18 protein-coding genes are annotated in these 25,162 nt (G+C 72.0%); 9 read left to right on the forward strand and 9 right to left on the reverse strand.

The genetic code is table 11. The annotated features are described in order from the left end of the window. Positions 1–20: 20 nt before the first annotated feature. Positions 21–3,944 carry a glycoside hydrolase family 2 TIM barrel-domain containing protein gene (locus tag ACIREI_RS12005; protein WP_403330781.1) on the reverse strand — a complete coding sequence of 1,308 codons (3,924 nt, stop codon included), beginning with the start codon at positions 3,942–3,944 and terminating at the stop codon, positions 21–23. A gap of 181 nt (positions 3,945–4,125) precedes the next feature. Beyond that, positions 4,126–6,015, reverse strand: coding sequence for an ABC transporter ATP-binding protein (locus ACIREI_RS12010; protein WP_403330913.1), 1,890 nt, complete (start codon positions 6,013–6,015; stop codon positions 4,126–4,128). A 150-nt stretch (positions 6,016–6,165) separates the two neighbouring features. Between ACIREI_RS12010 and ACIREI_RS12015 the strand changes: the two genes are divergently transcribed. The 3 genes from ACIREI_RS12015 (at position 6,166) to ACIREI_RS12025 (ending at position 9,434) form a co-directional block, all read left to right on the forward strand. Then, the gene (locus ACIREI_RS12015) at positions 6,166–7,131 is read left to right on the forward strand and encodes a YbhN family protein (protein ID WP_403330784.1); all 966 of its coding nucleotides are present in this window, start codon (positions 6,166–6,168) and stop codon (positions 7,129–7,131) included. Between the two features lie 46 nt (positions 7,132–7,177). Next, positions 7,178–7,942 (forward strand): crotonase/enoyl-CoA hydratase family protein, encoded by a 765-nt coding sequence (locus ACIREI_RS12020; protein ID WP_403330786.1) that lies wholly within the window; start codon positions 7,178–7,180, stop codon positions 7,940–7,942. A 391-nt stretch (positions 7,943–8,333) separates the two neighbouring features. Further along, positions 8,334–9,434: a mechanosensitive ion channel family protein gene (locus tag ACIREI_RS12025; protein ID WP_403330789.1), complete on the forward strand. Its 1,101-nt coding sequence runs from the start codon at positions 8,334–8,336 to the stop codon at positions 9,432–9,434. 24 nt (positions 9,435–9,458) lie between these two features. Here the strand turns inward: ACIREI_RS12025 and ACIREI_RS12030 are convergent, their stop codons facing one another. Next, on the reverse strand, positions 9,459–11,024 hold the full coding sequence (locus ACIREI_RS12030; RefSeq protein ID WP_403330792.1) for a M1 family metallopeptidase: 1,566 nt from the start codon (positions 11,022–11,024) through the stop codon (positions 9,459–9,461). Positions 11,025–11,256: 232 nt separating this feature from the next. Between ACIREI_RS12030 and ACIREI_RS12035 the strand changes: the two genes are divergently transcribed. From ACIREI_RS12035 to ACIREI_RS12045, 3 genes are all read left to right on the forward strand, one after another. After that, complete coding sequence (locus ACIREI_RS12035; RefSeq protein ID WP_403330794.1) at positions 11,257–13,476, forward strand: NADP-dependent isocitrate dehydrogenase; 2,220 nt, start codon at positions 11,257–11,259, stop codon at positions 13,474–13,476. Positions 13,477–13,585: 109 nt separating this feature from the next. Then, positions 13,586–13,777 carry a hypothetical protein gene (locus ACIREI_RS12040; RefSeq protein ID WP_403330797.1) on the forward strand — a complete coding sequence of 64 codons (192 nt, stop codon included), beginning with the start codon at positions 13,586–13,588 and terminating at the stop codon, positions 13,775–13,777. Positions 13,778–13,934: 157 nt separating this feature from the next. Next, positions 13,935–14,732 (forward strand): N-formylglutamate amidohydrolase, encoded by a 798-nt coding sequence (locus ACIREI_RS12045; RefSeq protein WP_403330800.1) that lies wholly within the window; start codon positions 13,935–13,937, stop codon positions 14,730–14,732. Between the two features lie 9 nt (positions 14,733–14,741). On the opposite strand, the gene ACIREI_RS12050 is transcribed toward ACIREI_RS12045, so the two are convergent. The 3 genes from ACIREI_RS12050 to ACIREI_RS12060 are packed head-to-tail and all read right to left on the reverse strand — an operon-like array spanning position 14,742 to position 17,313. Beyond that, on the reverse strand, positions 14,742–15,233 hold the full coding sequence (locus ACIREI_RS12050) for a hypothetical protein (RefSeq protein WP_403330915.1): 492 nt from the start codon (positions 15,231–15,233) through the stop codon (positions 14,742–14,744). An 8-nt stretch (positions 15,234–15,241) separates the two neighbouring features. Further along, positions 15,242–15,817 (reverse strand): RNA polymerase sigma factor, encoded by a 576-nt coding sequence (locus tag ACIREI_RS12055; protein ID WP_403330803.1) that lies wholly within the window; start codon positions 15,815–15,817, stop codon positions 15,242–15,244. 59 nt (positions 15,818–15,876) lie between these two features. Continuing rightward, a complete protein-coding gene (locus ACIREI_RS12060) occupies positions 15,877–17,313 on the reverse strand; it encodes a S8/S53 family peptidase (RefSeq protein ID WP_403330806.1) in 1,437 nt (478 codons plus the stop codon). A 148-nt stretch (positions 17,314–17,461) separates the two neighbouring features. Between ACIREI_RS12060 and ACIREI_RS12065 the strand changes: the two genes are divergently transcribed. After that, entirely contained in the window at positions 17,462–20,029 is a 2,568-nt protein-coding gene (locus tag ACIREI_RS12065; protein WP_403330918.1) for a CHAT domain-containing protein, read from the forward strand. A 34-nt stretch (positions 20,030–20,063) separates the two neighbouring features. On the opposite strand, the gene ACIREI_RS12070 is transcribed toward ACIREI_RS12065, so the two are convergent. After that, positions 20,064–21,878, reverse strand: a complete 1,815-nt coding sequence (locus ACIREI_RS12070) for a LuxR C-terminal-related transcriptional regulator (protein WP_403330809.1) — start codon at positions 21,876–21,878, stop codon at positions 20,064–20,066. 98 nt (positions 21,879–21,976) lie between these two features. Between ACIREI_RS12070 and ACIREI_RS12075 the strand changes: the two genes are divergently transcribed. Further along, positions 21,977–23,062, forward strand: coding sequence for a M12 family metallopeptidase (locus ACIREI_RS12075; RefSeq protein ID WP_403330921.1), 1,086 nt, complete (start codon positions 21,977–21,979; stop codon positions 23,060–23,062). A gap of 128 nt (positions 23,063–23,190) precedes the next feature. On the opposite strand, the gene ACIREI_RS12080 is transcribed toward ACIREI_RS12075, so the two are convergent. Then, positions 23,191–23,643, reverse strand: a complete 453-nt coding sequence (locus ACIREI_RS12080) for a GNAT family N-acetyltransferase (protein WP_403330812.1) — start codon at positions 23,641–23,643, stop codon at positions 23,191–23,193. Between the two features lie 181 nt (positions 23,644–23,824). Here ACIREI_RS12080 and ACIREI_RS12085 point away from each other — a divergent pair, with 181 nt between their 5' ends. After that, positions 23,825–24,397: a MarR family winged helix-turn-helix transcriptional regulator gene (locus tag ACIREI_RS12085; protein ID WP_403330815.1), complete on the forward strand. Its 573-nt coding sequence runs from the start codon at positions 23,825–23,827 to the stop codon at positions 24,395–24,397. Between the two features lie 15 nt (positions 24,398–24,412). Here the strand turns inward: ACIREI_RS12085 and ACIREI_RS12090 are convergent, their stop codons facing one another. Next, positions 24,413–25,144, reverse strand: coding sequence for a gamma-glutamyl-gamma-aminobutyrate hydrolase family protein (locus ACIREI_RS12090; protein ID WP_403330818.1), 732 nt, complete (start codon positions 25,142–25,144; stop codon positions 24,413–24,415). Positions 25,145–25,162 lie beyond the last annotated feature (18 nt).

Below are 25,162 nucleotides of genomic sequence, written 5' to 3' on the forward strand. Positions count from 1 at the left end.
GGGACCCCGGTCTCATCGGATCACTCCCCCGCGGTGGGCCTGCGCGACGCCGCCATCGCCTCGTCGACGTCGGTCAGCGGGCGCAGCCGGTAGGTGTAGGAGTAGTCGCGGTTCGCGAAGAGCTTGAACTCGTCGTGGGTGTGGGCGCCCCAGCTGTTGTCGCCGCCCACTCCCATCTGCCGCTGGCTGATGCGGAGTACGACCTCCTTGCGCGGCGTCAGCTGGTAGTCGTGCCGCGCCCCCACCGACAGGTCCTCCGGCGTGAAGTGCGAGGCGTTGAACTCGATGAGCGGTTCCCCGCAGACCAGCAGCCCGGTGCCGTCGCCGCCGGTCAGGGCCACCCAGCGGACGTCGGTCTTGTTGCCGTTCTCCTGCGGGCGGATGTAGGGCTCCCACTGGCCGGAGACCGTGCCGGAGTAGCGGCCCACGTCGGTGCCGTTGTTGCGGTCGCAGTGGTTCTCCTCGGGGCCGCGGCCGTAGTAGTGCAGTTTCTCCAGGCGGCCGGGCAGGAAGAGCAGCGTGCCGACCTCCGGGATGTACGGGAGCGAGGCCGCGCCCGGGCGCAGGGTGTTGTCGACCTTGATCTCGCCGTTGCCGAAAACGGTGTAGGTGGTGGTGTACGTCGACTCCGTGGTCGTCGGCAGGGTTCCGCTGATCTTGATCTCGACGGCCCTGTCCCGCAGCCCGCGCGCCACGACGGCCGTGACCTTGCGGTTGGCTCCTGCGTCGCGCCAGGTCTGGTTGCGCGTGTGCTGGCCGTTGCCGTGATCGTTGTCGGTGGGCGCCCGCCAGAAGTTGGGGGCGGGACCGGAGGTGATGAGCTGGGCGCCGCGGGCCTTGTAGGAGGTGATGACGCCGCTCTTCTTGTCGACGGTGACGGAGAAGCCCTCGCCCGTGACGGTGACCGCACCGTTCCCGTCCTCGTACGTCAGTGCCGGAACGCTGCCCAGCGGGGTCGGCGTCACCGCCGGGCTGCCCGCGTCGACGGCGAGCTGCTGCTTGGCGACCTCGAAGCCGGCCTTCGCCCACTTCGTCGTCTCCTTGGTGCGGAAGGACAGTTCGAGGAAGTACTCCGCGCCCGGCGCCGGCTCGCCCGGCACCCTGAAGGGCACCGTGATCTCCTTGTCGGTCAGCGGGGCGACATCCAGCTGCGCGCGGCTGAGCTTTCCGCGCTGCACGACTTCGCCGTCGGCGACGAGGGCCCAACGCCCGTCGAACTCACGGAGGTTGGTGAACAGGTTCTCGTTGGTGAGGGTGACAGCCGCGCCGGGGGCGAGCCGATCGCCGGAGGACGGAGCGGCGTTGATCGCCTGGTAGATCCGCTTGACCTCGGCGGCCTTGCCGGTGTGCCCTCGGTCGGCGGTGACGATGCCGTCCGCGACGAAGTTGAAGTCGTTGGGGTTGTCGCCCCAGTCGCCGCCGTAGGCGAAGAAGGTCTTCTCCTTCGGCCGCTTCTCGGTGAACGCGACCGTCGCCGCGTCGAACCAGAATCGCACCCCGTCGTCACCGGGACCACGGCTGTCCGAGGCCAGCTCGCCGGCGCTCAGGGCACGGGCGTAGACGCGGGCCCGCCGGATGGTGCCGCTGAACTCCCGACTGGGATTGTCCGTGTCGGTGGCGAGCGCGAGGGAGGCGGTGTTCCTGGCGGGCCTCTGGGTGGTGGTGCGGGTGGCCCTCACCTCGCCGTCGACGTAGAGGGTGAGCCTGCCCGCGTCCGCGTCGAAGACGCCCGCGACATGGTGCTCGGTGCCGGTCCAGCCGTCGGGCAGGGCCCAGCTCGCGGTGGCCCACTGGCCGCCGCCGTAGATGAAGAACTCGAGGTTCTTGTCGGTCTGCTTCAGCGCGTACTGGGTGTCGCCCTTGGCGAGGATCGGCTGGTGGTAGCCGGTGACGTGCGGGGTGATCCACGCCTCCAGCGTCAGGGAGCCGGTGAGATCGAGGCTCGCGTCGCGGGCGAAGACGGTGCCGCCGAAGACGCCCTTGGCGCGGTCGAAGGTCCCGCTGGGCGCGAGGATCTCGCCGTGCAGCGCGCCCGGGCCCGCCTCGGTGAACTGCTTGCGGGTCGGGGTGGGCCAGCTCAGCGACTGGTCGACGAAGTCCCAGATCCAGCCGCCCTGGAGGACGGGGTACCGGCGGATCAGGTCCCAGTACTTCTTGAAGTTGCCGTTGGAGTTCCCCATCGCGTGGGAGTACTCGATCATGACGTACGGCCGGGTGTCGCTGGTGTTCTTCGCGCGGGACTCGACGGTGGCGGGGCTGTCGTACATCTCGGAGCGGATGTCGCTGATGGCCGGCCGGTCGTCGCCCTCGTACTGGACGACGCGCGTGGTGTCGTACGACTTGATCCAGTCGCGCATGGCGACGAACGTGCTGCCGCCGCCCGCCTCGTTGCCGAGCGACCAGATGACGACCGAGGCGTGGTTCTTGTCGCGGTGGACCATGTTCTGCGCGCGGGCGACGCACGCCTCGGTCCAGTCGGCGTGGTTGCCGGGGTACTCGCCGCGGATGCCGTGCGTCTCGAGGTTGGTCTCGTCGACCAGGTAGAGGCCGTATTCGTCAGCGAGTTCGTACCAGATGGGGTTGTTGGGGTAGTGCGAGGTGCGGACCGTGTTCATGTTCAGCCGCTTGATGATCGTGATGTCCTCGACCATGTCCGCGCGGGTGAGCGCGATGCCGCGGTCGGGATGCATCTCGTGCCGGTTGGTGCCGCGCAGGGAGACGGGCTTGCCGTTGATGCGCATCAGGCCGTCCTTGAGCGCGAACTCGCGCAGGCCGACGCGGTGGGACAAGGTCTCGATCAGCTTTCCGGCCGGGTCGCGCAGTCGCAGGACGGCGGTGTAGAGGTGCGGGTGCTCGGCCGACCAGAGCTTCGGCGCGGGTACGGCCTTGTCGGCCTGTACGGTCACGTCCTCGCCGGCGGCCCCCACGTCGGCACGTTGCTGCAGGGGGCGGGACCAGACCGGGTGACCGGAGGCGTCGTACAGCTGCGTCTCGACGGTGTACTGTCCGGCGCCGCTCCCGCCGTAGGCGCGCACGCTCGCGGTGACCGACAGGGCGGCCGCCGTGTAGTCGTCGCTCAGCGGGGTGTCCAGCTTGAAGTCGCGCAGGTGCACGGCCGGGGTGGAGTACAGGTAGACCGAGCGGAAGATGCCGCTCAGCCGGATCATGTCCTGGTCCTCCAGCCAGTCGCCGTCGGAGTAGCGGTACACCTCCACTGCGATCTGGTTGGTGCCGGGCTTCAGGTGCTCGGTGATGTCGTACTCGGCGGGGGTGAAGGAGTCCTCCTTGTAGCCCACCAACTCGCCGTTGATCCACACGTAGTGGGCCGACTTCACGCCCTCGAAGTGCAGGAAGGTCCGCCGGCCCGACCAGTCCCTCGGGACCGTGAAGGTTCGTCTGTACTGGCCGACCGGGTTGTACCGGGTGGGGGCGTTCGGCGGCTGGGGCTCCTCTCCCAGACCGTTGGGGCCCCACCACGGGTAGGTGATGTTGACGTAGATGGGGAAGTCGTAGCCGTGCAGCTGCCAGGCGGAGGGGACCGGGATGGTGTCCCAGTCGCGGTCGTCGACGTCGGTGCGGTAGAAGTCGGCGTCCCGGTCGTCGGGGCGGTCGGCGTAGGCGAACTTCCACTTGCCGTCGAGGCTCAGGCGGTACGGCGAGCGGGTGCGGTCGGCGGCCAGGGCCTGTCTGACGTCCGCGTACGGCATGAGCGTGGTGTGCGGTGGCTCGGCGCCCACCTGGAAGAGGTTGATCCTTCCGTTCCACTCCGGGGTGCCGTCCGCCGCCCCGGCCCCGTCGGCCGCGTACGCCGTGGCGGCGGACGATCCGGACAGGGCGAGCGCGCCGAGGACGGCGGCTCCGCCCTCCAGCAGGCGGCGCCGGCTGACGGGCACGCCTTGGGGGCGGCTCGGATGGCCGGCGTAGGACTCGGGAGCGTGCGGCATGACCGTGGCCTTCCTCGGGACGACAGTGCGCTGTACGGGACTTGAGGGAGCGTCAGATCGTGTGCGGTGCTGTTGGTAAACCGAACGAACCCTAGGATGCGAACAGAAATGAATCAATGATCCTGTCGGACTTTGTGTGATCCTGCGGGGTTGACGCGCCCTGTGGTTCCGCCGGCTCCGCTTACGCCGCCGTCTCGACCTCCGTGAGATCGCTCTGCCGCTCCTCGAACTGCGTCCGGTACAGCTCGGCGTAGCGGCCCCCGGCCGCCAGCAACTCCTCGTGGGTGCCGCGTTCGACGATCCGGCCGGCCTCCACCACCAGGATCTGGTCCGCCGCCCGCACGGTGGACAGCCGGTGGGCGATCACCACCGCGGTCCTGCCCTGCAGCGCCTCGGTGAGCGCCTCCTGGACGGCGGCCTCGGAGGTGTTGTCCAGGTGGGCGGTGGCCTCGTCGAGGATGACGACACGCTGGCGGGCCAGCAGCAGCCGGGCGATGGTCATGCGCTGGCGTTCGCCGCCGGAGAGCCGGTAGCCGCGCTCGCCGACCACGGTGTCGAGGCCGTCGGGCAGGGACCGTACGAGAGCGTCGAGGCGGGAGCGGCGCAGGGCGTCCCAGAGTTCGGCGTCGGTGGCGGCGGGGCGGGCGAGCAGCAGGTTGGCGCGGACGGTGTCGTGGAAGAGGTGGCCGTCCTGGGTGACCATGCCGAGGGTGGAGCGCAGGGACTCGGCGCTCAGGTCGCGGACGTCGACGCCGCCCAGGCGCACGGCGCCCTCGTCCACGTCGTACAGCCGCGGCAGCAGTTGGGCGATGGTCGACTTGCCGGCGCCGGACGAGCCGACCAGGGCGACGGTCTGCCCGGGTTCGGCGCGGAAGGAGACGCCGTGCAGGACGTCGGCGCCGCCGCGCGTGTCGAGGGTCGCCACCTCCTCCAGGGAGGCGAGGGAGACCTTGTCGGCGGACGGGTAGCCGAAGCGGACGTTGTCGAACTCCACCGACACCGGACCGTCGGGGACCTTCTTCGCGTCCGGTTTTTCCTCGATCAGCGGCTTGAGGTCGAGCACCTCGAAGACGCGCTCGAAGCTGACGAGGGCGCTCATGACCTCGACGCGGGCGCCGGCGAGCGCGGTGAGCGGGGCGTACATGCGAGTCAGGAGCAGCGCCAGCGCGACGACGGCGCCCGGCTCCAGGGTGCCGCGCAGGGCGAACCAGCCGCCGAGGCCGTAGACCAGGGCGAGGGCCAGGGCGGAGACCAGGGTGAGCGCGGTGATGAACAGCGACTGGGCGGTGGCCGTCCGTACCCCGATGTCGGCCACCCGCCTGGCCCGGCTCGCGAACTCCCGCGACTCCTCCTCCGGTCGCCCGAAGAGCTTGACCAGCGTGGCGCCGGGGGCCGAGAAGCGCTCGGTCATCCGGGTGCCCATCGCCGCGTTGAGCGTGGCCGCCTCCCGCTGCATGTGGGCCATGCGGTGGCCCATGCGCCGGGCCGGGATCACGAACACCGGGAGCAGGAGGAGGGCGAGCAGGGTGATCTGCCAGGAGAGGGTGAGCATCACGGCGAGGGTGAGCAGCAGGGTGACGAGGTTGCTGACCACTCCGGAGAGCGTGTTGCTGAAGGCGCGCTGGGCGCCGATCACGTCGTTGTTGAGACGGGAGACGAGCGCTCCCGTACGAGTGCGTGTGAAGAACGCGACCGGCATGCGCTGCACATGATCGAACACCGCCGCCCGCAGATCGAGGATGAGCCCCTCGCCGAGCGTCGCCGACAGGCGCCTGGCGAAGATCCCGAGCGCCGCCTCCGCCACCGCGATCAGGGCGATCAGCAGGGCCAGACGGACGACCCTGCCCTCGTCGCCGCCCGTCACGATCGCGTCGACGACACGGCCGGCCAGTACCGGCGTCGCGACGGCGAGCAGTGCGGTCGCCATCCCGAGCACGACGAAGAGCGCGATCCTACGGCGGTGCGGGCGGGCGAAGGCGCCGATGCGGCGCAGCGTGGCCCGGGCAAAAGGGCGGCGCTCCTGCTGGGCGTTCATGACGCCGTACAGCTGTGTCCAGGCTGTGGTCTCCATACTCATGACCAGGAACGTAGGACCTCAAGCGGAGTTGAGGTCAATATCGGCGGCTTCGCGAAGACCGGCAGCCGTCCGCAGCCGGTCCGTAAGACGCCGTCCTCGCTCCCGCAACCCGGCGTTGTCGCAGCGCGGAGAGCCTCTGCGAGTGTGACAGCCGTACGACTCCCCGCGGGACGCCTGCTCGGACGTCTCCCGCTCCGCCAGCTGCTGTGCCTGCTCCCCCTCGTCCTCGTCGTCGTGGTCGCGGTGGAGCACCGGTCCGTGCTCGCCGAGGGCATCGGCCATCTGGCGACGGCCAAGTGGCCGTGGCTGGTCGCCGCGGCCTGCGCCACCTGCCTGACCTGGGTCGCGGCGGCGGTGACCCGGCAGGGTGCGGTGATCGACCGGCTGCCCAGGCTCCGGCTGCTCGTCACCCAGTTCGCGGCGGGCTCGGCCAACCATCTGCTGCCCACCGGCCTGGGCGCGAGCGCGGTCAACCTGCGCTTCATGACGGTGTGCGGGCTGCCGCTCGCCCGCTCCTCGGCCGCGCTGGCGCTGTATCTGCTCGCGGAGAGCGTGGCCCGCGTCGGTCTGCTGGCCGCGCTGCTGATCGCCTTCCCGGACGCGCTGCGGCTCGGCCCGCTCCTCCCGGAGGGGGCGTGGGGCCCGCTGTTGCTCGTCATCGGCGCGGTGGCGGTCGTGGCCGTCGCCGTCTTCGCCCTCGTACGCCGGCTGCGCACCGCGGTGCTCGCCTTCCTGCGCACCGCGCTGGGTGAGGCGCGCTCGGTGCACACCCGGCCGTCCCGGGCACTGGCCCTGTGGGGCGGTTCGCTGGCCTTCCCCGTGCTGCAGGCGACCGGACTGGTCCTGGTGGGGCTCGCCCTGGGCCTGGACGTACCGCCCACGCACATGGCGCTCGCCTATCTGGCGGCGACCGTCGCCGTCGCCCTCGTGCCCACGCCGGGCGGGGTCGGCTCGGTCGAGGCCGCGCTGGTCGTGGCGCTGGTGGCGGCGGGCGGCCCGGTGGCGGTGGCGACGGCGGTGGTGCTGGCCTACCGGATCATCACGGTGTGGCTGCCGCTGGTGCCGGGGGCGTTGACGCTGGGGGCGCTGGTGCGGTGGAAGGTCATCTGACGGCTCAGTAACGTGCGGGGTCCGACCCACCGAAAGGGGCCCCACCATGCCGGTCCGCGTGGAGCGCGACGGACACGTCACCACCGTCGTCCTCTCCCGTCCCGAGGTCCGTAACGCGGTGGACGGTCCGACGGCCGCCGAACTCGCCGCCGCCTTCAGGGAGTTCGAGGCGGACGACGGGGCCCGGGTCGCGGTGCTGTGGGGCGAGGGCGGCACGTTCTGCGCGGGCGCCGACCTCAAGGCGCTCGACGGCGACCGGGGCAACGAGGTCACCGAGGAAGGGGACGGCCCGATGGGCCCGACCCGGCTGCGACTGTCCAAGCCGGTGCTCGCCGCCGTCGCCGGGCACGCCGTGGCCGGGGGCCTCGAACTGGCGCTCTGGTGCGATCTGCGGGTCGCCGAGGAGGACGCCGTGTTCGGCGTGTTCTGCCGCCGCTGGGGTGTGCCCCTCATCGACGGTGGCACGGTACGGCTGCCCCGGCTGATCGGCACGAGCCGCGCGCTGGACATGATCCTGACGGGACGACCGGTGCCGGCGAGGGAGGCCTACGAGATGGGGCTCGCCAACCGTGTCGTGCCGACCGGACACGCCCGCGCCGAGGCCGAGGCACTGGCCGCCGCGATCGCCGGGTTCCCGCAGGCGTGTCTGCGCGCCGACCGGGCGTCCGTGCTCGACCAGGAGGGGCTGGACGAGGCGGCGGCGATGCGAGGTGAACTCCGGTACGGCATGGGCGTGTTGGCGGCGAGCCTGGAGGGGGCGGCACGGTTCGCCTCCGGTGCCGGAAGGCACGGCTCGTTCACGGATGTGTGACGCCCACGGACGCAGGGGGGCCGGCCTTGTGCCGTAGGTCCCCGGTCGATCGCGAGCACCGGACGCGCGTGCCCTGGCACCGGACTGCCGCCGGGGTGCGCGGGCGCGTAGCGGCGCTCTGCGTACCCCAGTCGCGCGCGCAAGTGCCCCTCTGCCAACCGCCCGTCGGCGGAGAATGCCCGAAACCGGGCCCAAGCCGCCGTCCGGCCCCCGATCCTGGTACGAACACCTGTGCCCGATACGGCAGGATGAACCCTCGTGCCGTCCTCGGGGGACGGGTGGCCGGCACGACGGCACATCGCGGAGATCGAGCAGGTGACAACGTGACGAGACTTCACATCCGGCCGTCGGCGAAGGGGTTCGCCGCAGCATTCCTCCCCGGAGGTGACCGGTGACGCGAGCGCTCACTGTGGACGACCTGGTCATCGCCGGCATCGCGCTGGCGGCGGGGCTGCTCGCGGCCTTCCTGCTGCGCATGCTGCTGCGCTGGCTCGGCAAGCACGCCGACCGCACCCGCTGGAGCGGCGACGACCTCATCGTGGACACGCTGCGGACCGTGGTGCCGTGGGCGGCGTTCCTCGGCGGCGCGGCCTCCGCGGGCGCGGCGCTGCCGCTGACCCGGACGGTCCAGCACAACGTCAACAAGACCCTGACCGTGCTGCTGATCTTCGTGGTGACCCTGGCGGTGGCCCGCGGGGTCGCCGGGCTGATGCGGACGGTCACCCAGTCCCGCCCCGGGGTCGCCGGCTCGGCCACGATCTTCGTCAACATCACCCGGGTCCTGATCCTGGCCATCGGCTTCCTGGTGGTGCTGCAGACCCTGGGCATCTCCATAGCGCCCCTGCTCACCGCCCTGGGCGTCGGCGGTCTGGCGGTCGCGCTCGCCCTGCAGGACACGCTCGCCAACCTCTTCGCGGGCATCCACATCCTCGCCTCGAAGACCGTCCAGCCCGGCGACTACATCCGGCTGAGCAGCGGCGAGGAGGGCTACGTCGAGGACATCAACTGGCGCCAGACGACGGTCCGCAACCTCTCCAACAACCTGGTCGTCATCCCCAACGGGGAGCTCGCGAAGACGAACATGACCAACTTCATGCGTCCCGAGGAGGAGTTGACGATCCTGGTCCAGGTCGGCGTCGCCTACGACAGCGACCTGGACCACGTGGAGCGGGTGACGAACGAGGTCATCGGCGAGGTGATGACCGAGGTCGAGGGCGCCCTCCCGGACCACGAGCCGATCATCCGCTTCCACACCTTCGGGGACTCCCGGATCGGCTTCACCGTCATCCTGGGTGTCGGGGAGTTCAGCGACCAGTACCGGATCAAGCACGAGTTCATCAAGCGCCTGCACAAGCGCTACCGCGCGGAGGGCATCCGCATCCCCGCCCCCACGCGGACGGTGGCGATCCAGCAGGGCCCGGGCACGGTGGCGATTCCGCAGCAGCGCGGCCCGGAAGAGGCGGACGAGATGACCCCCGTCCGCCTCGACTGAGCAACCACTGAGGTACCGGGGCCCCTACAGGGTGGCCGAGTTCTCGTGGTGGACGGCGCCCTTGCGGCGGCGCGGCGCGAGCGACGGGTTCACCGGGGTGACCGTCCAGTCCGGGTGCCCCGGCATCCGCGGCGTCTTGGTGCCGTACAGCCAGTCCTGGAGGAATCCGGACAGATCCTGACCGGAGACCTCCGAGGCGACGGCGATGTAGTCGGCCGTCGACGCCGAGGAGTTGCGGTACCGGTCGAGGAAGACTCGCTCCAGCGCGTTGAAGGCGCTCTCGCCGACGAGGTTGCGCAGCGCGTACAGGACCAGCACGCCGCCCAGGTAGCGCTGCCCGTCGAACAGGTTGGCCGCGTTGGGCGCGGCGACCGGCCCGGAGTCGCGCCGCCACTGGTCGCCCTTGGCGTAGGTGTCCTTCATCCGGGCTTCCATGGTGGTCAGGCCCAGGGAGTCCGGCCAGCCGCGCTCGTAGCGGTAGAGCAGCCCGTAGAAGTCGGCGTGGCCCTCGTTGATCCACAGGTCGGCCCAGGAGGCGGGGCTGACGCTGTTGCCGAAGTAGGAGTGGACCAGCTCGTGCATCATGTGCGAGCCGATCTTCGGCTCCGCCTGGAGCAGATAGTTCGGCTTGTAGATGGTCAGGGTCTGGGTCTCCAGGCCGGTGAAGTCGAAGGCGTTCGGCGCGTCGGAGTTGCAGGGCAGCAGGCCGTACGTCTCGAAGGGGTAGGCCCCGAGCCGCGCCTCCAGCCACGCGACCAGGTTCGGTGTCAGCGCGAGCGCCGGTTCCAGTGCCTCGGCGCGCGCGACCGGGACGACGTCGCGCAGCGGGAGGCCGTGCGGGCCCTGCCGGTCCTTGATCACGTAGTCGCCGACCGTGATCTGCACCAGCTCGGTGGCCATGGGTTCGCGGGAGCGGTACGTGTACGCGGTACGGCCGCCGGAGAGGCTCTCGGTGCGTTCGAGCAGGCCGGTGGCCACGCCGCGCAGGCCGCCGGGGACGGTTATGCGGAACGTGAAGTCGGCCTTGTCCAAGGGGTGGTCGTTGCACGGGAAGACGGTGTGGGCCAAGTTCGGCTGGCAGCAGACCGCGAACCCGTCCAGCGTGTCGACCCAGCCGGTGTGCGGCTGCGGAATACGGCGCGGGTCCGCCGAGTACTCGACGCACACGGTCACCCAGGACTTGTTCGGCAGCGTCCGAGCGGGCGTGATGCGCAGCTTCTCGGCCACCTGCTCGTACGTCGCCTTGCGGCCGCCGACGCGGACGGAGCGGATGTCGAGGCCGAGGGCGTCGAGGGAGAAGCGGGACAGGGCCTGGGTGGTGCGGATCCTCAGGGTCGCGGTGGCGTCGACCAGCCGGGTGGTGGCGTCGTAGGTGAAGTCGAGGTGGTAGGCGGCGACGCGGTAACCGTCGTTGCCGAGGTCCGGGAAGACCGGGTCGCCGAGGGTCTCGGGGCCCGGGGTTCCCTTGGCTCCGGCGGCCGACGTCCCCGTGCGCGTCGGTGCCGCGTGGGCGGAGGGGGCGGCGGTCAGGGCCGCCGTCGTGGCGATCAGGGCGGCCGCGGGGGCCGTCACTCTGCTGCGATATCTCATGCTTCGCCTTCGCTGGGGCGGCCGGGTGGTCAGGACCGGTCGCCGGATCGGTGATCTCCCTACATGACCGTGAGACCAGGCGATCCGGTTGCACGGAGGCGATACATCCGTTTGCGCGGATTCGAGATCTCGGCGACATCCCCGCACCGGTGTGCGGACCCCTGTCGAGCCGAGGTCGATCACGAGATATCTTGATGTCGAGCAATGTTGCAGACGTGGAGCGGAGCACCCGGTGACTGACTCGACCATCATCTATACGCACACTGACGAGGCCCCGGCCCTGGCGACGTATTCCTTCCTGCCGGTGGTCCAGGCGTACGCCTCGCAGGCGGGTGTCGCCGTGGAGACGCGTGACATCTCGCTGGCCGGCCGCATCATCGCGGTGTTCCCGGAGTACCTGACCGAGGACCAGCGCATCCCGGACGCCCTCGCCGAGCTCGGTGAGCTCGCGAAGACGCCCGCGGCCAACATCATCAAGCTGCCGAACATCTCGGCGTCGATCCCGCAGCTCAAGGCCGCCGTCGCGGAGCTGCAGGCCCAGGGCTACGCGCTGCCGAACTACCCGGACGACCCGAAGACCGACGAGGAGCGGGACATCCAGGCCCGCTACGACAAGGTCAAGGGCTCCGCGGTGAACCCGGTCCTGCGTGAGGGCAACTCCGACCGTCGCGCCCCCGCCTCGGTCAAGAACTACGCCAAGACCCACCCGCACCGCATGGGCGCCTGGACCCCCGAGTCCAAGACGAACGTGGCGACCATGGGCCAGAACGACTTCCGCTCCACCGAGAAGTCGGTCGTGATCTCCGAGGCCGGCGCGCTGAGGATCGAGCACGTCGCCGAGGACGGCTCCACCAGCGTCCTGCGCGAGTCCGTACCGGTCCTCGCCGGTGAGGTCGTCGACGCCTCCGTGATGCGCGTCGCCGCGCTGCGCGAGTTCCTGACCGCGCAGGTGGCCCGGGCCAAGGCCGAGGGCGTCCTGTTCTCCGTGCACCTCAAGGCCACGATGATGAAGGTCTCCGACCCGATCGTCTTCGGCCATGTCGTGCGCGCCTTCTTCCCGAAGACGTTCGCGAAGTACGGCGAGGTCCTCGCCGGCGCCGGTCTGTCCCCGAACGACGGTCTGGGCGGCATCCTCAAGGGCCTGGACGCACTGCCGAACGGCGCCGAGATCAAGGCGTCCTTCGACGCGGAGATCGCCGAGGGCCCGGAGCTGGCCATGGTCGACTCCGACAAGGGCATCACCAACCTGCACGTGCCGTCCGACGTGATCGTCGACGCCTCGATGCCGGCCATGATCCGCACCTCCGGCCACATGTGGGGCCCGGACGGCCAGGAGGCCGACACCCTCGCGGTGCTGCCGGACTCCTCGTACGCCGGCGTCTACCAGGCCGTGCTCGACGACTGCCGCGCCAACGGCGCCTACGACCCGTCGACCATGGGCTCGGTCCCGAACGTCGGCCTGATGGCGCAGAAGGCCGAGGAGTACGGCTCCCACGACAAGACCTTCGAGATCAAGGCCGCCGGCACGGTCCGCCTGGTCGACCAGGCCGGCAACGTGCTCATCGAGCAGCCGGTCGCCGAGGGCGACATCTTCCGCGCCTGCCAGACCAAGGACGCGCCGATCAAGGACTGGGTGAAGCTGGCCGTCACCCGCGCCCGCGCCACCGGCGACCCGGCCGTGTTCTGGCTGGACGAGACCCGCGCCCACGACGCCAACCTGATCGCCAAGGTCAACGCGTACCTGCCGGAGCACGACACCGAGGGCCTGGACATCCGTATCCTCGTCCCGGTCGAGGCGACCAAGCTGTCGGTGGATCGCATCCGCCGCGGCGAGAACACGATCTCGGTCACGGGCAACGTCCTGCGCGACTACCTCACCGACCTCTTCCCCATCCTGGAGCTGGGCACGAGCGCCAAGATGCTGTCGGTCGTCCCGCTGATGGCGGGCGGCGGCCTGTTCGAGACGGGCGCCGGCGGCTCCGCGCCGAAGCACGTCCAGCAGCTGGTCAAGGAGAACTACCTGCGCTGGGACTCGCTCGGTGAGTTCTTCGCGCTGGTGCCGTCCCTGGAGCAGTACGCGACGGCCACCAGCAACCCGAAGGCCAAGGTCCTCGCCGACACCCTCGACCGCGCCACGGCGACCTTCCTCAACGAGGACAAGTCCCCGACCCGTCGCGTCGGCGGCATCGACAACCGCGGCAGCCACTTCTACCTGTCCCTGTACTGGGCGCAGGAGCTGGCGGCGCAGACCGACGACGCGGACCTGGCCAAGGCCTTCGCCCCGCTCGCCGAGACGCTCACCGCGAACGAGCAGAAGATCGTCGACGAGCTGAACGCCGTCCAGGGCAGCCCGGCCGAGATCGGCGGCTACTACCAGCCCGACCCGGCCAAGGCCGCCGCGGTCATGCGCCCGTCGGCCACCTGGAACGCGGCGCTCGCGTCCCTGAGCTGACACGAGCGGCCTGGCGACAGGCCGTAGCCGTATGTTCCGCCCCGGCCGGCGCACCGCCCGGCCGGGGCGGAGTCATATCGAACCGGAGCGATCACGACTGGGAGTGATCATGGCTGATCGCGATGGGTACGCCGACGGCGATGTCCACGAGGCAGTCGAACGGGCCGCCCGCCTGACGCGGTTCGGCTGGGCGGCCATCGTCGGTGCGGTTGGGCTGCTCGGCTGCGCGGCACTGGCCCTGGCTGCCGTCTGCGTGGTCACCGTCGTCGCCTGCCTGTACGTCGTGGTGGCCAGGGGCTAGCCAGGCAGCGAGAGCTCCGGTCCGAGCCGGCGGGCCAGGCCCTCCGGCTCGCGGCCGACCGCCTCGGGCACGGCCTTTGCGATCACCTGCTGGTTGCTGATGTCCATGCTGTGATGGTGCACCACGCCACTGACAACGCCCCCTGGGAGCAGCCGTCATGACCTCTGCCGTGCCGTCGTTCGCGCTGCTCCCCGGGGCCGGGGGATCGCCGGTGATCCTGCATGTGCCGCACTCGGCGCGGGAGATACCGCCCGAGGTGCGGGCGGGCCTCGTGCTGGACGACGCCGCGCTGGAGCGGGAGTTGGACCACATCGTCGACGCGCACACCGCGGAACTCGCTCAGCGCGCGGCCGGGGCGTCGGAGGTCACGCCGTGGCGGTTCGTCAACCGGCTCTCGCGGCTGGTCGTAGATCCGGAGCGGTTCCCGGACGAGCGGGAGGAGATGCTGGCCGTGGGCATGGGCGCCGTCTACACGCGCACCACGCACCAGGCACCGCTGAGGCCCGCGGACGCCGATCCCGGGCCCCTCGTCGAGCGGTACTTCCGGCCGTACGCCCAGGCGATGACGGACGCGGTGGCCGATCGCCTCGCCGTCACCGGCCGGGCCGTGATCATCGACGTCCACTCCTACCCGAGCGCCCGGCTCCCCTACGAGCTGCACGGCGAGGGCCCGCGCCCACCGGTCTGTCTGGGCACCGACTCCTTCCACACGCCGCCCGAGCTGCTCGCCGCGGCCCGGGAGGCGTTCGCCCCGTGCGGGGAGACGGGGCTCGACAGTCCCTTCAGCGGTACGTACGTCCCGCTGGAGTTCCACGGCGTGGAGCCCCGGGTCACCGCCCTGATGATCGAGATCCGCCGGGACACGTACATGACGGAGCCGGGCGGTCCGGCCGGTCCCGGACTCACCCGGCTCACGCAGGCGCTGGCGGCGCTGGTGGACGCCGTCTCCCGCTGACGCGGTGGGTCAGGCCCGCAGCCACTCCGTGACCACGACCTCCCCACCGGTCCGCAGCCGCAGGGCGAAGGGGCCGCTCGGCGGTGCGTCGCTGCTGAAGCGGCCCATGTCGTCGGCGACGACCGGCGTGGCCGCCTGCGGGCCGCCGAGCACCTCGATCCGCGCCTGCTGCGGCGGCAGCACCTGCCCCAGCAGCCCCTGCGCGCCCACCTCCACGTCCACGGTCATCTCGCCGGCGCGGAAGGTCAGCATCCTCGGCGTGTCGGTCGCTCCCCTGACCGGAATGGCGTCCACCACCGAGTCGAACGTCAACTCGGCGATACGGGCGTCGAGATCGTGCAGCGCGAAGGCCTCGACGGCGATCTGCCGCAGCTGGGCCGGCACGGGGTCCAGGATGGCGGCGGCCTGGCGGAGCTCCTCCTCCAGCAGCTCGACATCGAACTCGTCGTCGCCCAGGGGCCGTTCACCGAGGGGCTCTTCGCCCGTCACTTCGTCGTGCATGTCGTCGTTCACAGCGCTCCCCGTGCGTCGAGTCGGGCCCGAAGTCGGCGCAGACAGCGCTGGCGCAGCGGCCCGATGCTGCCGACGGCGATGCCCAGTGCGGCGGACACCTCCTGGTAGCTGGGCGGCGGCGAGGCCATCAGCACGCGCAGCAACTGGCGGCAGCGTTCGCCGAGTTCCTCGAACTCCTGCCACATCCAGCGGATGCGTTCGGACTCGGCGGCCGCCTCCTCCGAGTCCAGGACCGACTGTTCGGGCGTACGGTCCTCGCTGACCCGGTCGAGCAGCTGCGGATCGCTCGTCACGGTCAGTCGCCGCAAGCTCTTGAGCACCTTCAGGCTCTCGTGCCGTGCGGTGCTCGCGAGCCACGATCCGGCCTTCTCGGGTTCCCTGATGCGCCCCAGGTGCTGGGCGAAGCGGAACCAGACGGTCTGGTACACCTCATGGGCGTCGGCGTCGCCCAGCCGGTGCGCGCGCACGACGGACCACACCAGTGGGCTCAGCCCTTCCACGAGCGCCTTCCAGGCCGCCGCGTCACCGTCGACGGCGGACTGGACCAAGGCACCGACATCTGCACGGTCCACAGCCCCACCCCTCGTGTACGGCAAGTCATCGTACGCCGCGGAGGGGACGGTTCCGACCCTCATGAGCGAGGAGCCGACGGTGTGACGGAGACAGGGCGCCAGGTCGCGGGCCGGAGTGCGGGCACATGCGCCCCCCGCACCTCCGCGAACCCGGAGTTCGCCGCGAGCATCTTGTACCGGGCGACACGCGGGTCACGCTCCTGCTGCGCCGTCATGTGGGCGGCGATCATGCCGGCGACGAGGGGCGTGGCGAACGAGGTGCCGCTCCAGTGCGCGAGCCCCTCGAACATCACCTGGTCGGGCTTGGCGGCGCCGTCCTGCTCGCTCAACGCGCCGGTGTGGGGCGGGGACTGGCAGGTGCAGGAGTAGCCGAAGCCGTACCGGCAGGCGTCGTAGGTGGAGTGCTGGTACACGTACGGCACGGGCGCGTCGAAGCCGGTGAGGACGCTGGTGAGCCGCTCGCCGGGCGCGTACACCTTCACCCAGCCGCCGTGGTTGCTGAAGCAGGCGCCGAACTCGCCGTCCTGGCGCAGCGCTCCGACGGAGAGCACGACGTCCTGGTAGTCGGGATGGTCGGCGTAGGCGGCGGGCCAGAAGGGCGTGGCGCTGCCGTTGTTGCCGGCCGCGGCGACCAGCAGGGTGCGCTGTCCGCGCAGCTCCTGCATGAACGCCTCGACCCCGAGCAGGCCGTCGGTGCGGCCGTTGGCGGTGCCGGCGGAGAGGCTGAGGATGTCGGGCCAGCCGCCCGCGTCGACGGCCTCGAAGAGCTTCTCGCCGAACTCGGACTCCAGGATGGCGCCCGCGTCGTGGAGAGTGCCCCGGACCGTGACGTCCGTGTTGGGCGCGACGGCGGCGACGAGCCCGGCGATGAAGGTCCCGTGGCCGACGTACTGCTGGAGGATGCCCTGGTCGTCGCACTCCTGGACCTGGGCGTCGCCCTCGGTGTGGGCCAGCAGCGGGAAGGAGCGGTAGTCGTGCGTGAGGCCGGTGTCGATGACGAGGACGCCGACGGCGGTGTCCGGGTCGTGACTGCCCTCGGCCGCCCCGGGGTTGGTGCCGTCGGCGAGCCGGGCGGGTGCCGGTTCGTCGCCGGGACAGGAGTTGACCCGACCGGTGATCCCCACGAGGTGGTTGCGGCTGACGAGGCGCCGTCCGGCCCGTCCCTCCGTCTCGCGCAGGGCGCGCAGGGCCTGCGCGACGGTGCGGTCGCCGCTACGGTCGCCCTCGCCGGGGTCACCGACCTGGATGCGGGTGATGCCCGAGCGGTTGGTCCGCGGGCCGGCGCGGCGCACGTGGTCCTGGACCAGGTCCGGCTCGGCGGTGAAGTGCGCCCGCACGGTGTCCTCGACGACGCGGGCGTCCTCGCCGTCACGGACCAGTACATAGCCCTTCTCGTAGATGAACTCGGCGGAGTCGTCCGGGCCCATCGCGAGCGGGACGTCGGGCATGGAGCGCTGGATCTGCTCGAACTGCTCCTGGAATCGCTGTGGTGCCATGGCGTGTCCTCCCCCTGAGGCGACGTTCGTCAGTCAGAGCCGTGCGGTCGCTGATTGATACAGCGCCAAACCCGTGTGGCACGGTTCCACGGCAACTACCATCCGTGGAGTGACAGCGGGAAGCGACTCGGTTCTCGAACTGCTGCCGATGGTGTTCGCCGCCCCGAACGACGCGCTGGCGAGGGCGGAAGGGGTGCTCGACGCCGATCCGTCGCCGTGGCACGCCTCGGTCGCCCATCAGGTGATCGGCATCTGGCAGCGGGACTGGGGCGACATGCGCATCGCCCTGTATCACCTGCGGCGTGCCCGGGATCTCGCGGCACGCGCGGAGTCGGCCGACCGGGAGGCGGACGCCCTGGCGGCGCTCGGGGTCGCGTTGGTGCACGCGGGGCGCACGCAGCAGGGGCTGGCCGCGCTGGAGCGCGGGGTCGCGCGCGGGAGCGGACACACCCGCGCGCGCGTGCTGTTCCGCCGGGCCTACGCCCGCTGGGTCCTGGGCCATCACCGGGAGGCGCTGGAGGACGTGCGCCGGGCGATACCCGTGCTGCGGCAGGCGGAGGACGTCATCTGGACGGCGCGGGCGCTGACCCTGCGGGCGACCGTGCATCTGGCGCTCGGCGCGATGGACCGTGCGGACGCCGACTTCACGGCGGCCGAGGCGCTGTGGGACACCACCGGCCAGGAGCACGACAAGGCCGACGCCGTGGAGAGCCGGGGACTGGCCGCGTTCCGGTCGGGCGACATTCCGGCGGCGCTGCGGCTGCTCGACGAGGCCGAGGAGCGGTACGCCAAGCTCGGCACGCCGACGTTCATGCTGAACATCCGCCGCTGCGAGGTACTGATGGCGGCCGGGCTGGCCCCGGAGGCGCTGGCCGAGGCGGACGCGGCGATCGCCGTGCTGGACGGGATCGGCGGCCAGTCCACCCGCAAGGCGGAGCTGCTGCTGGCCGCCGCGCGTGCCGCCCGGCTGGCGGGTGACGCGCACACGGCGATCGCGCGGGCCGACATGGCCGTACGGCTGTTCGCGGGGCAGCGGCGGATGTGGTGGGAGACCCATGCCCGGCTGGTGCTGATCGAGGCGCGGGTCGCCGCCGGGCGCAGTTCGGGCCGGCTGGTGGCGGACACGGCGGCGGTCGCCGAACGGCTGGCCTCCTTCGGCGCGCCGGCCGCGCCGGAGGCCTCGCTGCTCGCGGGCCGCATCGCGCTCTCCCTGGGCTGGCGGGCCGACGCCGAGCGGCATCTGGCGGTCGCCGCCCGCAGCAGGCGCAGCGGACCGCCGCTGGCGCGGATGACGGGCTGGGCGGCACAGGCGCTGCGGGCGCGGGCGGCCGGGTCGGGGCGCGGCGTCCTGGAGGCCTGTCGGCGGGGGCTCGATGTGCTCGACGCCCACCGGATGACGCTGGGCGCGTCCGAGCTCAGGGCCCGCGCCACCGCGCAGGGCGCCGAGCTCGCCGCGCTCGCCCAGCAGGCCAGCCTCGACTCGGGCAGCCCGCGGCGGCTGCTGGTGTGGAGCGAGCGCTGGCGGGCCACCGCGCTGTCGACGCCGCCGACCCGGCCGCCCGCCGACCCGGAGCTGCAGAGCGACCTGACGGCGTTCCGGGAGATCGCGGCGCGCGCCGAGGAGGCGCGCGGTGAGGCGCGTCCCGTGCCGGTGCTGGAGCGTGAACAGCGGCGCCTGGAGCGGGAGATACGCGCCCGGACCCTGCACATGCGCGGCGCCACGCCCGGCGACGGCCACCGCTTCGATCCGGGCCGGCTCCTGGAACGGCTGGGCGACGACGTACGGCTGGTCGAACTCGCCGTGCTGGACGGGCGGGTTCAGGTGCTGCTGTGCGGGCAGGGGCGGGTACGCCGGTACGAGGCCGGGCTGCTGGCCGAGGCGGAGACGGAGGCCGAGCACGTCCAGGCCGGGCTGCGGCGGCTGGCGCATCCGGGCGCGGAGGGGCGGCTGCCGGTGGTGGAGGCGGCGGGGCGGCGGCTGGAGGAGCTGCTGCTCGGTCCGGCCGCGGCGCATCTGGGCGACGGCCCCGTGGTCGTCGTACCGCCGGCCCGGCTGCACCGGGTGCCGTGGGCGCTCCTGCCGTCGCTGCGGGAGCGGGTGCTCAGCGTGTCGCCGTCGGCGAGCGGCTGGCTGCGCGCCCGGGAGACCGAGCCGCCGCCGGGCGGGCGCCATGTGCTGGTGCGCGGGCCGGGGTTGGCGACGGGCGGCGCGGAGGTGCCCCATCTGGCCTGCCGGTACGGCGGTGCGGTCGTCCTGGAGCACGCCGACGCGCGCGTGCCGCGCGTACTGGAGGAGCTCGACGGCGCCACGCTGGCTCATATCGCCGCCCACGGCACGTTCCGCGCGGACAGTCCCCTGTTCTCGTCGCTGCGGATGGCCGACGGGCCGCTCATCGTGCATGACTTCGAACGCCTGGACCGCAGCCCGTACCGGATCATCCTCTCCTGCTGCGACACCGCCCGCTTCGCCTCCGTCGGCGCCGACGAACTGCTCGGCCTGGTCACCGCGCTGCTGCCGCTGGGCACGGCGGGAGTGGTGGCGTGCACGGCACCCGTCAACGACGCCGCGGTGGTACCGCTGATGCTCGCGCTGCACAAGGGACTGAGCGAGGGGCTCTCCCTGGCGGAGGCCCTGCGCGACGCCCGCGCGGCCCTGCCGGGCGACGCGCTGCACCAGGCGACAGGGTGGGCGTTCTCGGCGTTCGGGGCGGCCTGACGCCGGGCGCGGACGGACTGCCGCGAGGTCGCCCTCACGCCGGCTGCGCGGCCGGCAGTTCCACCAGCCACGGCAGTGCTCCGCGGTCGCCGGCGCCGAGGCGGGCGTAGGCGCTGTAGAGGTGGTTGCCGACCGTGCGGACGGACAGGGTGAGCTTCTCGGCGATCTGCCGGTTGCTCAGCCCCGTGGCCGCCAGGGTCACGATCTGCCGTTGCCTGGCGGTCAGTTCGCCCAGGACCAGCCCGGACAGTGCCGGGGTACGGGCGCCCTGGCAGCGGCGGGCCAGGGCGACGGCACGCGTGCGTGCGGTGCGGGCGGCGCGCGGGTCGCGGTGGGCCCGTACGGCCTGGGCATGCGCCTCGGCCGCGAACAGCAGGAAGCCGCGCTCCTCCAGCTCCTCGGCCACCTGGTCGAGCGCGGGGCCGTCGCCGCGGGCGAGCGCGTCGGCGTGCGCGGCGAAGACCCCGTTCAGGCGGCCCGCGGCACGCTCGGGGGCGCCGAGGCGGACGGCGTCGTACGCGTCGCCGGTGAGCGCCTCGACGGCCCCGTCGGCGTCGCCGCGGGCTGTGGCCGACCGGGTGACCGCCCCACCCCCGTGGGAGCGGCCACCCAGGATCTTGTGCGCGGCCGGGACATCGCCCGACTGCGCCGCGGCGAAGGCGAGTTCAAGTCGGCAGGACGGATCGTCGGCGCCGTCCCGCAGCCCCTCCCGCGCCCACGCCGCGGCCTCGCGCAGCTCCCCGCGCAGCCGCGCGAACCGGGCGCGTACGGCCGCGTACCCGGGCGGCACCGGTGCGCCCTCCGCGACCAGCCACTCCCCCACGGGCGTCGGTGTCGCCCGTACGTCCGCCCGCTCGATGCGGCGGGTCAGCGCGGCCCGCTCGGCGTCGAGGGCGGGGCCGCACTGCTCCGGCCCACGGGACAGCCGCCTCGCCCGTAGCCTGCCGGCCGCGGCCCGCAGCACCGGGCCGTGCAGGGGGTGGGCGAGGCGGACAGCGCCCTGGTCGTCGACGTGGACCAGGGAGTCGGCCTCGAGGTGTTCCAGGGCACGAAGGGGGAGTTCGTCCAGGTCCAGGGGCAACGGCTCGGCGAAGGCGAGGCGTTCGAGGGTCTCGCGCTCTTCGGGGCAGGTGCGGTCGAGGACGTGTGCCGTGCGCTCCCGTACGGTCGCGGTGACCGGCACCGGGCCGCGCCACGCCCACTCGTCCGAGTCCGCGACGCGGCGGAGCAGCCCGCGTTCGCGTACCGCGCCCACCAGGTCCCGCAGCAGCCGCAGGTCCCCCCGGCACAGGCGGTGCAGCCGGTTCACGGTGAGCGGTTCCGGGCGACCGCCGCCGGCCGCGCCCGCCAGCAGCTCGGCGGTCTCCTCGCGGGGCAGTGGCTCCAGGCCGAGACGGGGCAGGAGTTCGCCGGTCCACAGCCGGGAGACGGCGCCCGGGGCGGGGGCGCCGTCGGTGGTGACGACCAGGAGACGGGTGCGTCCGTGCACGGCCAGCTGGTGGACGAGGGCGGCCGAGGCGTCGTCGAGCAGGTGCGCGTCGTCGACCAGGAGCAGCCGTACGCCGGACAGGTGCTGGAAAGCGCCGTGCAGGGAGGCCGTCTCGGGTACGAGGTGCGCGAACGCGGCGAAGCGGATCCGGCGGGTCTCGGGCGTGCCGGCCACCCGGGCGCAGTCGGTGCCGCGGACGGCCTCGGTGACGAGCCGGGTCTTGCCGCAGCCCGCCGGGCCCGTGATCACGATGCCGTGCCGGCCGGCGGTCAAGGACCCACGGACCAGTTCGAGTTCGCGCTCCCGACCCGTGAACGGCCAGGGCAGTTCCAGGGTCTTCGCGTCCCGTTCGAAAGTCATCACGGCAACAGGAGCGCGGTGACTCACATTTGATACACAGGGACTTGAGTAGCCCTCGACTCAAGCGCGCGCGGCGGGCCGACGGCAACCTGTTCGGCATGACCGCCCGCTACTGCTCCCTCGCGCAGCAGTCGGCGCCCGCCTTCGCACCGGGGCTGGCCGCCGAGCGGCTCAGTGCGCTCATCAGCGGGCACCGGATGTGGGTCAACGGCACCGTCCTGCACTACTGCTTCTTCGACCGGGACTCCGACGGATCCGTGATCCAGGACCCGGCGACCGGCAGGACCCAGCGCGTGTCGTGGGTCGGCGGCAAGGAGCAGCAGGACGTCGTGCGCGAGTGCTTCCAGGAGTGGCAGGGCCTCGGGATCGGGCTGTCGTTCGTGGAGGTGCGCGACCGGTCGGAGGCCGAGCTGCGGATCGGGTTCCAGCTGGGCGACGGCTCCTGGTCGAACGTGGGCAAGGACGCGCTCCAGGTGGGCCTCAACGACCGCACCATGAACTTCGGCTGGGATCTGACCGCGCCCGGGGAGCGCGGGACGGCCCTGCACGAGATCGGGCACGCGCTCGGCATGCTGCACGAGCACCAGAGCCCGTTCGCCGGCATCCACTGGGACGACGAGGCCGTGTTCGCCGATCTGGCGGGCCCGCCGAACTTCTGGAGCCGGGACAAGACGTTCTTCAACATCCTGCGCAAGATCGATCCGCACGAGGTCAACGGCTCCGTCTGGGACCCGCACTCGATCATGGAGTATCCCTTCGCGGCCGGGCTGATCCTGGAGCCGGAGCAGTTCCGTGCCGGCCTCAACCCGCCGGGCGTGCTGTCCCGGACCGACAAGGAGTTCGTCCGCCGCTGGTACCCGCCGGCCGAGCAGCCGGGGCCGCGGGATCTGGTGCCGTTCCGCTCGGTACCGCTGCGGCTCGGGCCGGCCGAGCAGGCCGACTTCGTCGTCGAGCCGCCGGAGACCCGCGAGTACACCGTGGGCACCTTCGGCGACAGCGACACCGTCGTGGTGCTCTTCGAGGAACGGGACGGCGAACCCCGCTACCTCACCGCCCAGGACGACGGCGGCACCCCGCACAACGCCACCGTCCGGGCCCGCCTCGTCAAGGGCCGCCGCTATTTCGTCCGCGTACGTCTTTATGCCACCTGGGGTTCGGGGGAGACAGCGGTCATGTGCTGGTGACGGCACGGCTCCGCTGACGCGCTCGGACGCGCTGATCCACAGTCCGGCGCCGGGGGAAGTGACCGGAGACGCCGCCTTCGGGGGAGGGCGACGTCTCCGGTCACGCCGGCGTGTAGGCCACGCCCCGGCTACAGCTCCCGCGTGAAGACCACCATCGGCCGTCCGGGACCGTCGTAGTCCTCCGCCACACGCGCGTCGAAGCCGAGGCTGCGGTGGAAGGCGATGGAACCTTTGTTGCCGACCGAGGTGATCGCCTTCAGGCGAACTGCTCCCTGTCCTCGGGCCGCCTCGGTGAACTCCGTGTAGAGGCGACGCCCCAGGCCGGTGCCGCGGGTGTCGTCCCGGGTGGCGATGAGGTGGACGTATCCGGTGCGGTCGGGGGTGACGAAGCCGATGACGTATCCGCGGATGCCGTCCTCGGCGCGTGCGACGAGACAGGTGGCGCCGAACTCCCGTACCAGCACCGGCTGATGGAGCGCGCGCAGATCGCGCTCGCCCCAGTAGCGGGCGTGATCCTCCAGCACCTGGTGGAGGTCCGTGACGTCGGCGGGGACGATCTCGAACGGCATGGTTCTGATCATGACACGGGTGGGCGATGACGATCCCACGATCGTCCCGGCCTCCAACCGGCGCATCAGCCGCCCGAGCATCGGCTCGACTGGGCGGAGTGAGCGGCCCCGGGTCGGGCGGTGGCCGACCCTTCGTACAATTTGAACCCGAACGACACCGCTGTCCGACTCGCCCCCGGCGAAGGAGTGTGCCATGCCCGGCCAACGATCGATCACCGAAGCAGAGAAGCTGGCCGAGGCCAAGCTCGGTGGTATCCCGCTGCACCGGGAGCAGATGGCCGTGGTCGCCAACATCTACCGGGCGGCCTCGACCGTCCGGCAGCACCTGGAGAACTCCGTACTGCGCGGGGTCGATCTGACCTGGACGGCGTTCGTGGTGCTCTGGGTGGTGTGGGTGTGGGGCGAGTCGGAGACCCGGCATGTCGCGGCGGAGGCCGGGATCTCCAAGGGGACGCTCACCGGCGTGTCGCGGACGCTGGAGGGGCGGGGCCTCATGAAGCGGGCCGGGCATCCGACCGACGGCAGGCTGGTGCTGCTCAGCCTGACCGAGGAGGGGGAGGCGCTGATGCGGCGCCTGTTCCCGGCGTTCAACGAGGAGGAGGCGTTCGTCGCCGGGCAGCTCAGCGACGAGGAGTGCCGGAGCGTGGCGGACGGGCTGCGCAAGGTGGTGCTCCAGGTCGAGGAGCAGGGCGAGGAGCGTCGGCTCGCCCTGCTCGACGGGGCCGAGCCGGCGCCTCGGCGCAGTGGACGCCGGCCGAAGGCGTGAGCCCCACCCGTCTGCTCAATCCCGCCGCCCGCCTCGGAGACGCGCGTCCGAGGCCCGTACCAGCGCGTCGAACAGGCCCTGCTGTGCCGGATCCCGGTGCGCCGTGTCCTCGGGGTGCCACTGCACGGCGGTGAACCACCCTTGCGCACCCGGGAGTTCGAGCCCTTCCACCGTCCCGTCGGCGGCGCGCGCGGTGACCGTGAGGCCGTCGCCGAGGCGGTCCACCCGCTGGTGGTGGTAGCAGGAGGCCTCCGCCTTCTCGGCGCCGGTGGCCTGTTCCAGCAGGGTGCCGGGCCGGATCGGCACCAGGTGCACGAGGTGCCGGTGTTCGCGCTCGCGGCCGCCCATGTCCTGCTCCAGGGTGCCGCCGAGCGCGACGTTCACCACCTGCAGACCGCGGCAGATCGCCAGCAGGGGGATGCCCAGATCCAGGGCCCGTCGGGCGACCTCGAGGTCGAAGGCGTCCTGGAGGTCGTCGACGTCGTAGACGCTGTCGTGGACACCGAGCGCGCCATAGCGGTGCGGGGCGAGGTCGCCGCCGCCGGGGAGAAGGACGCCGTCGAAGCGGGCGAGCCGGTCGGCGACGTCGGCGGCCGCGGGGTCGGCGGGGTGGATGCTCGCCGGTTCACCGCCCGCCCGCCACACCGCCTCGATCAGGGCACGGGCGTTGACCTCGGCCGCGTACCGGAGCGCGGAGGTGGTGGCCGAGAAGCGGGCGGGAACGGCGATCAAGGGCCGCGTGTTCAAGGAGCGTGTGATCAAGGA

This window comes from Streptomyces sp. NPDC093591, assembly GCF_044764885.1.
Lineage (GTDB): Bacteria > Actinomycetota > Actinomycetes > Streptomycetales > Streptomycetaceae > Streptomyces.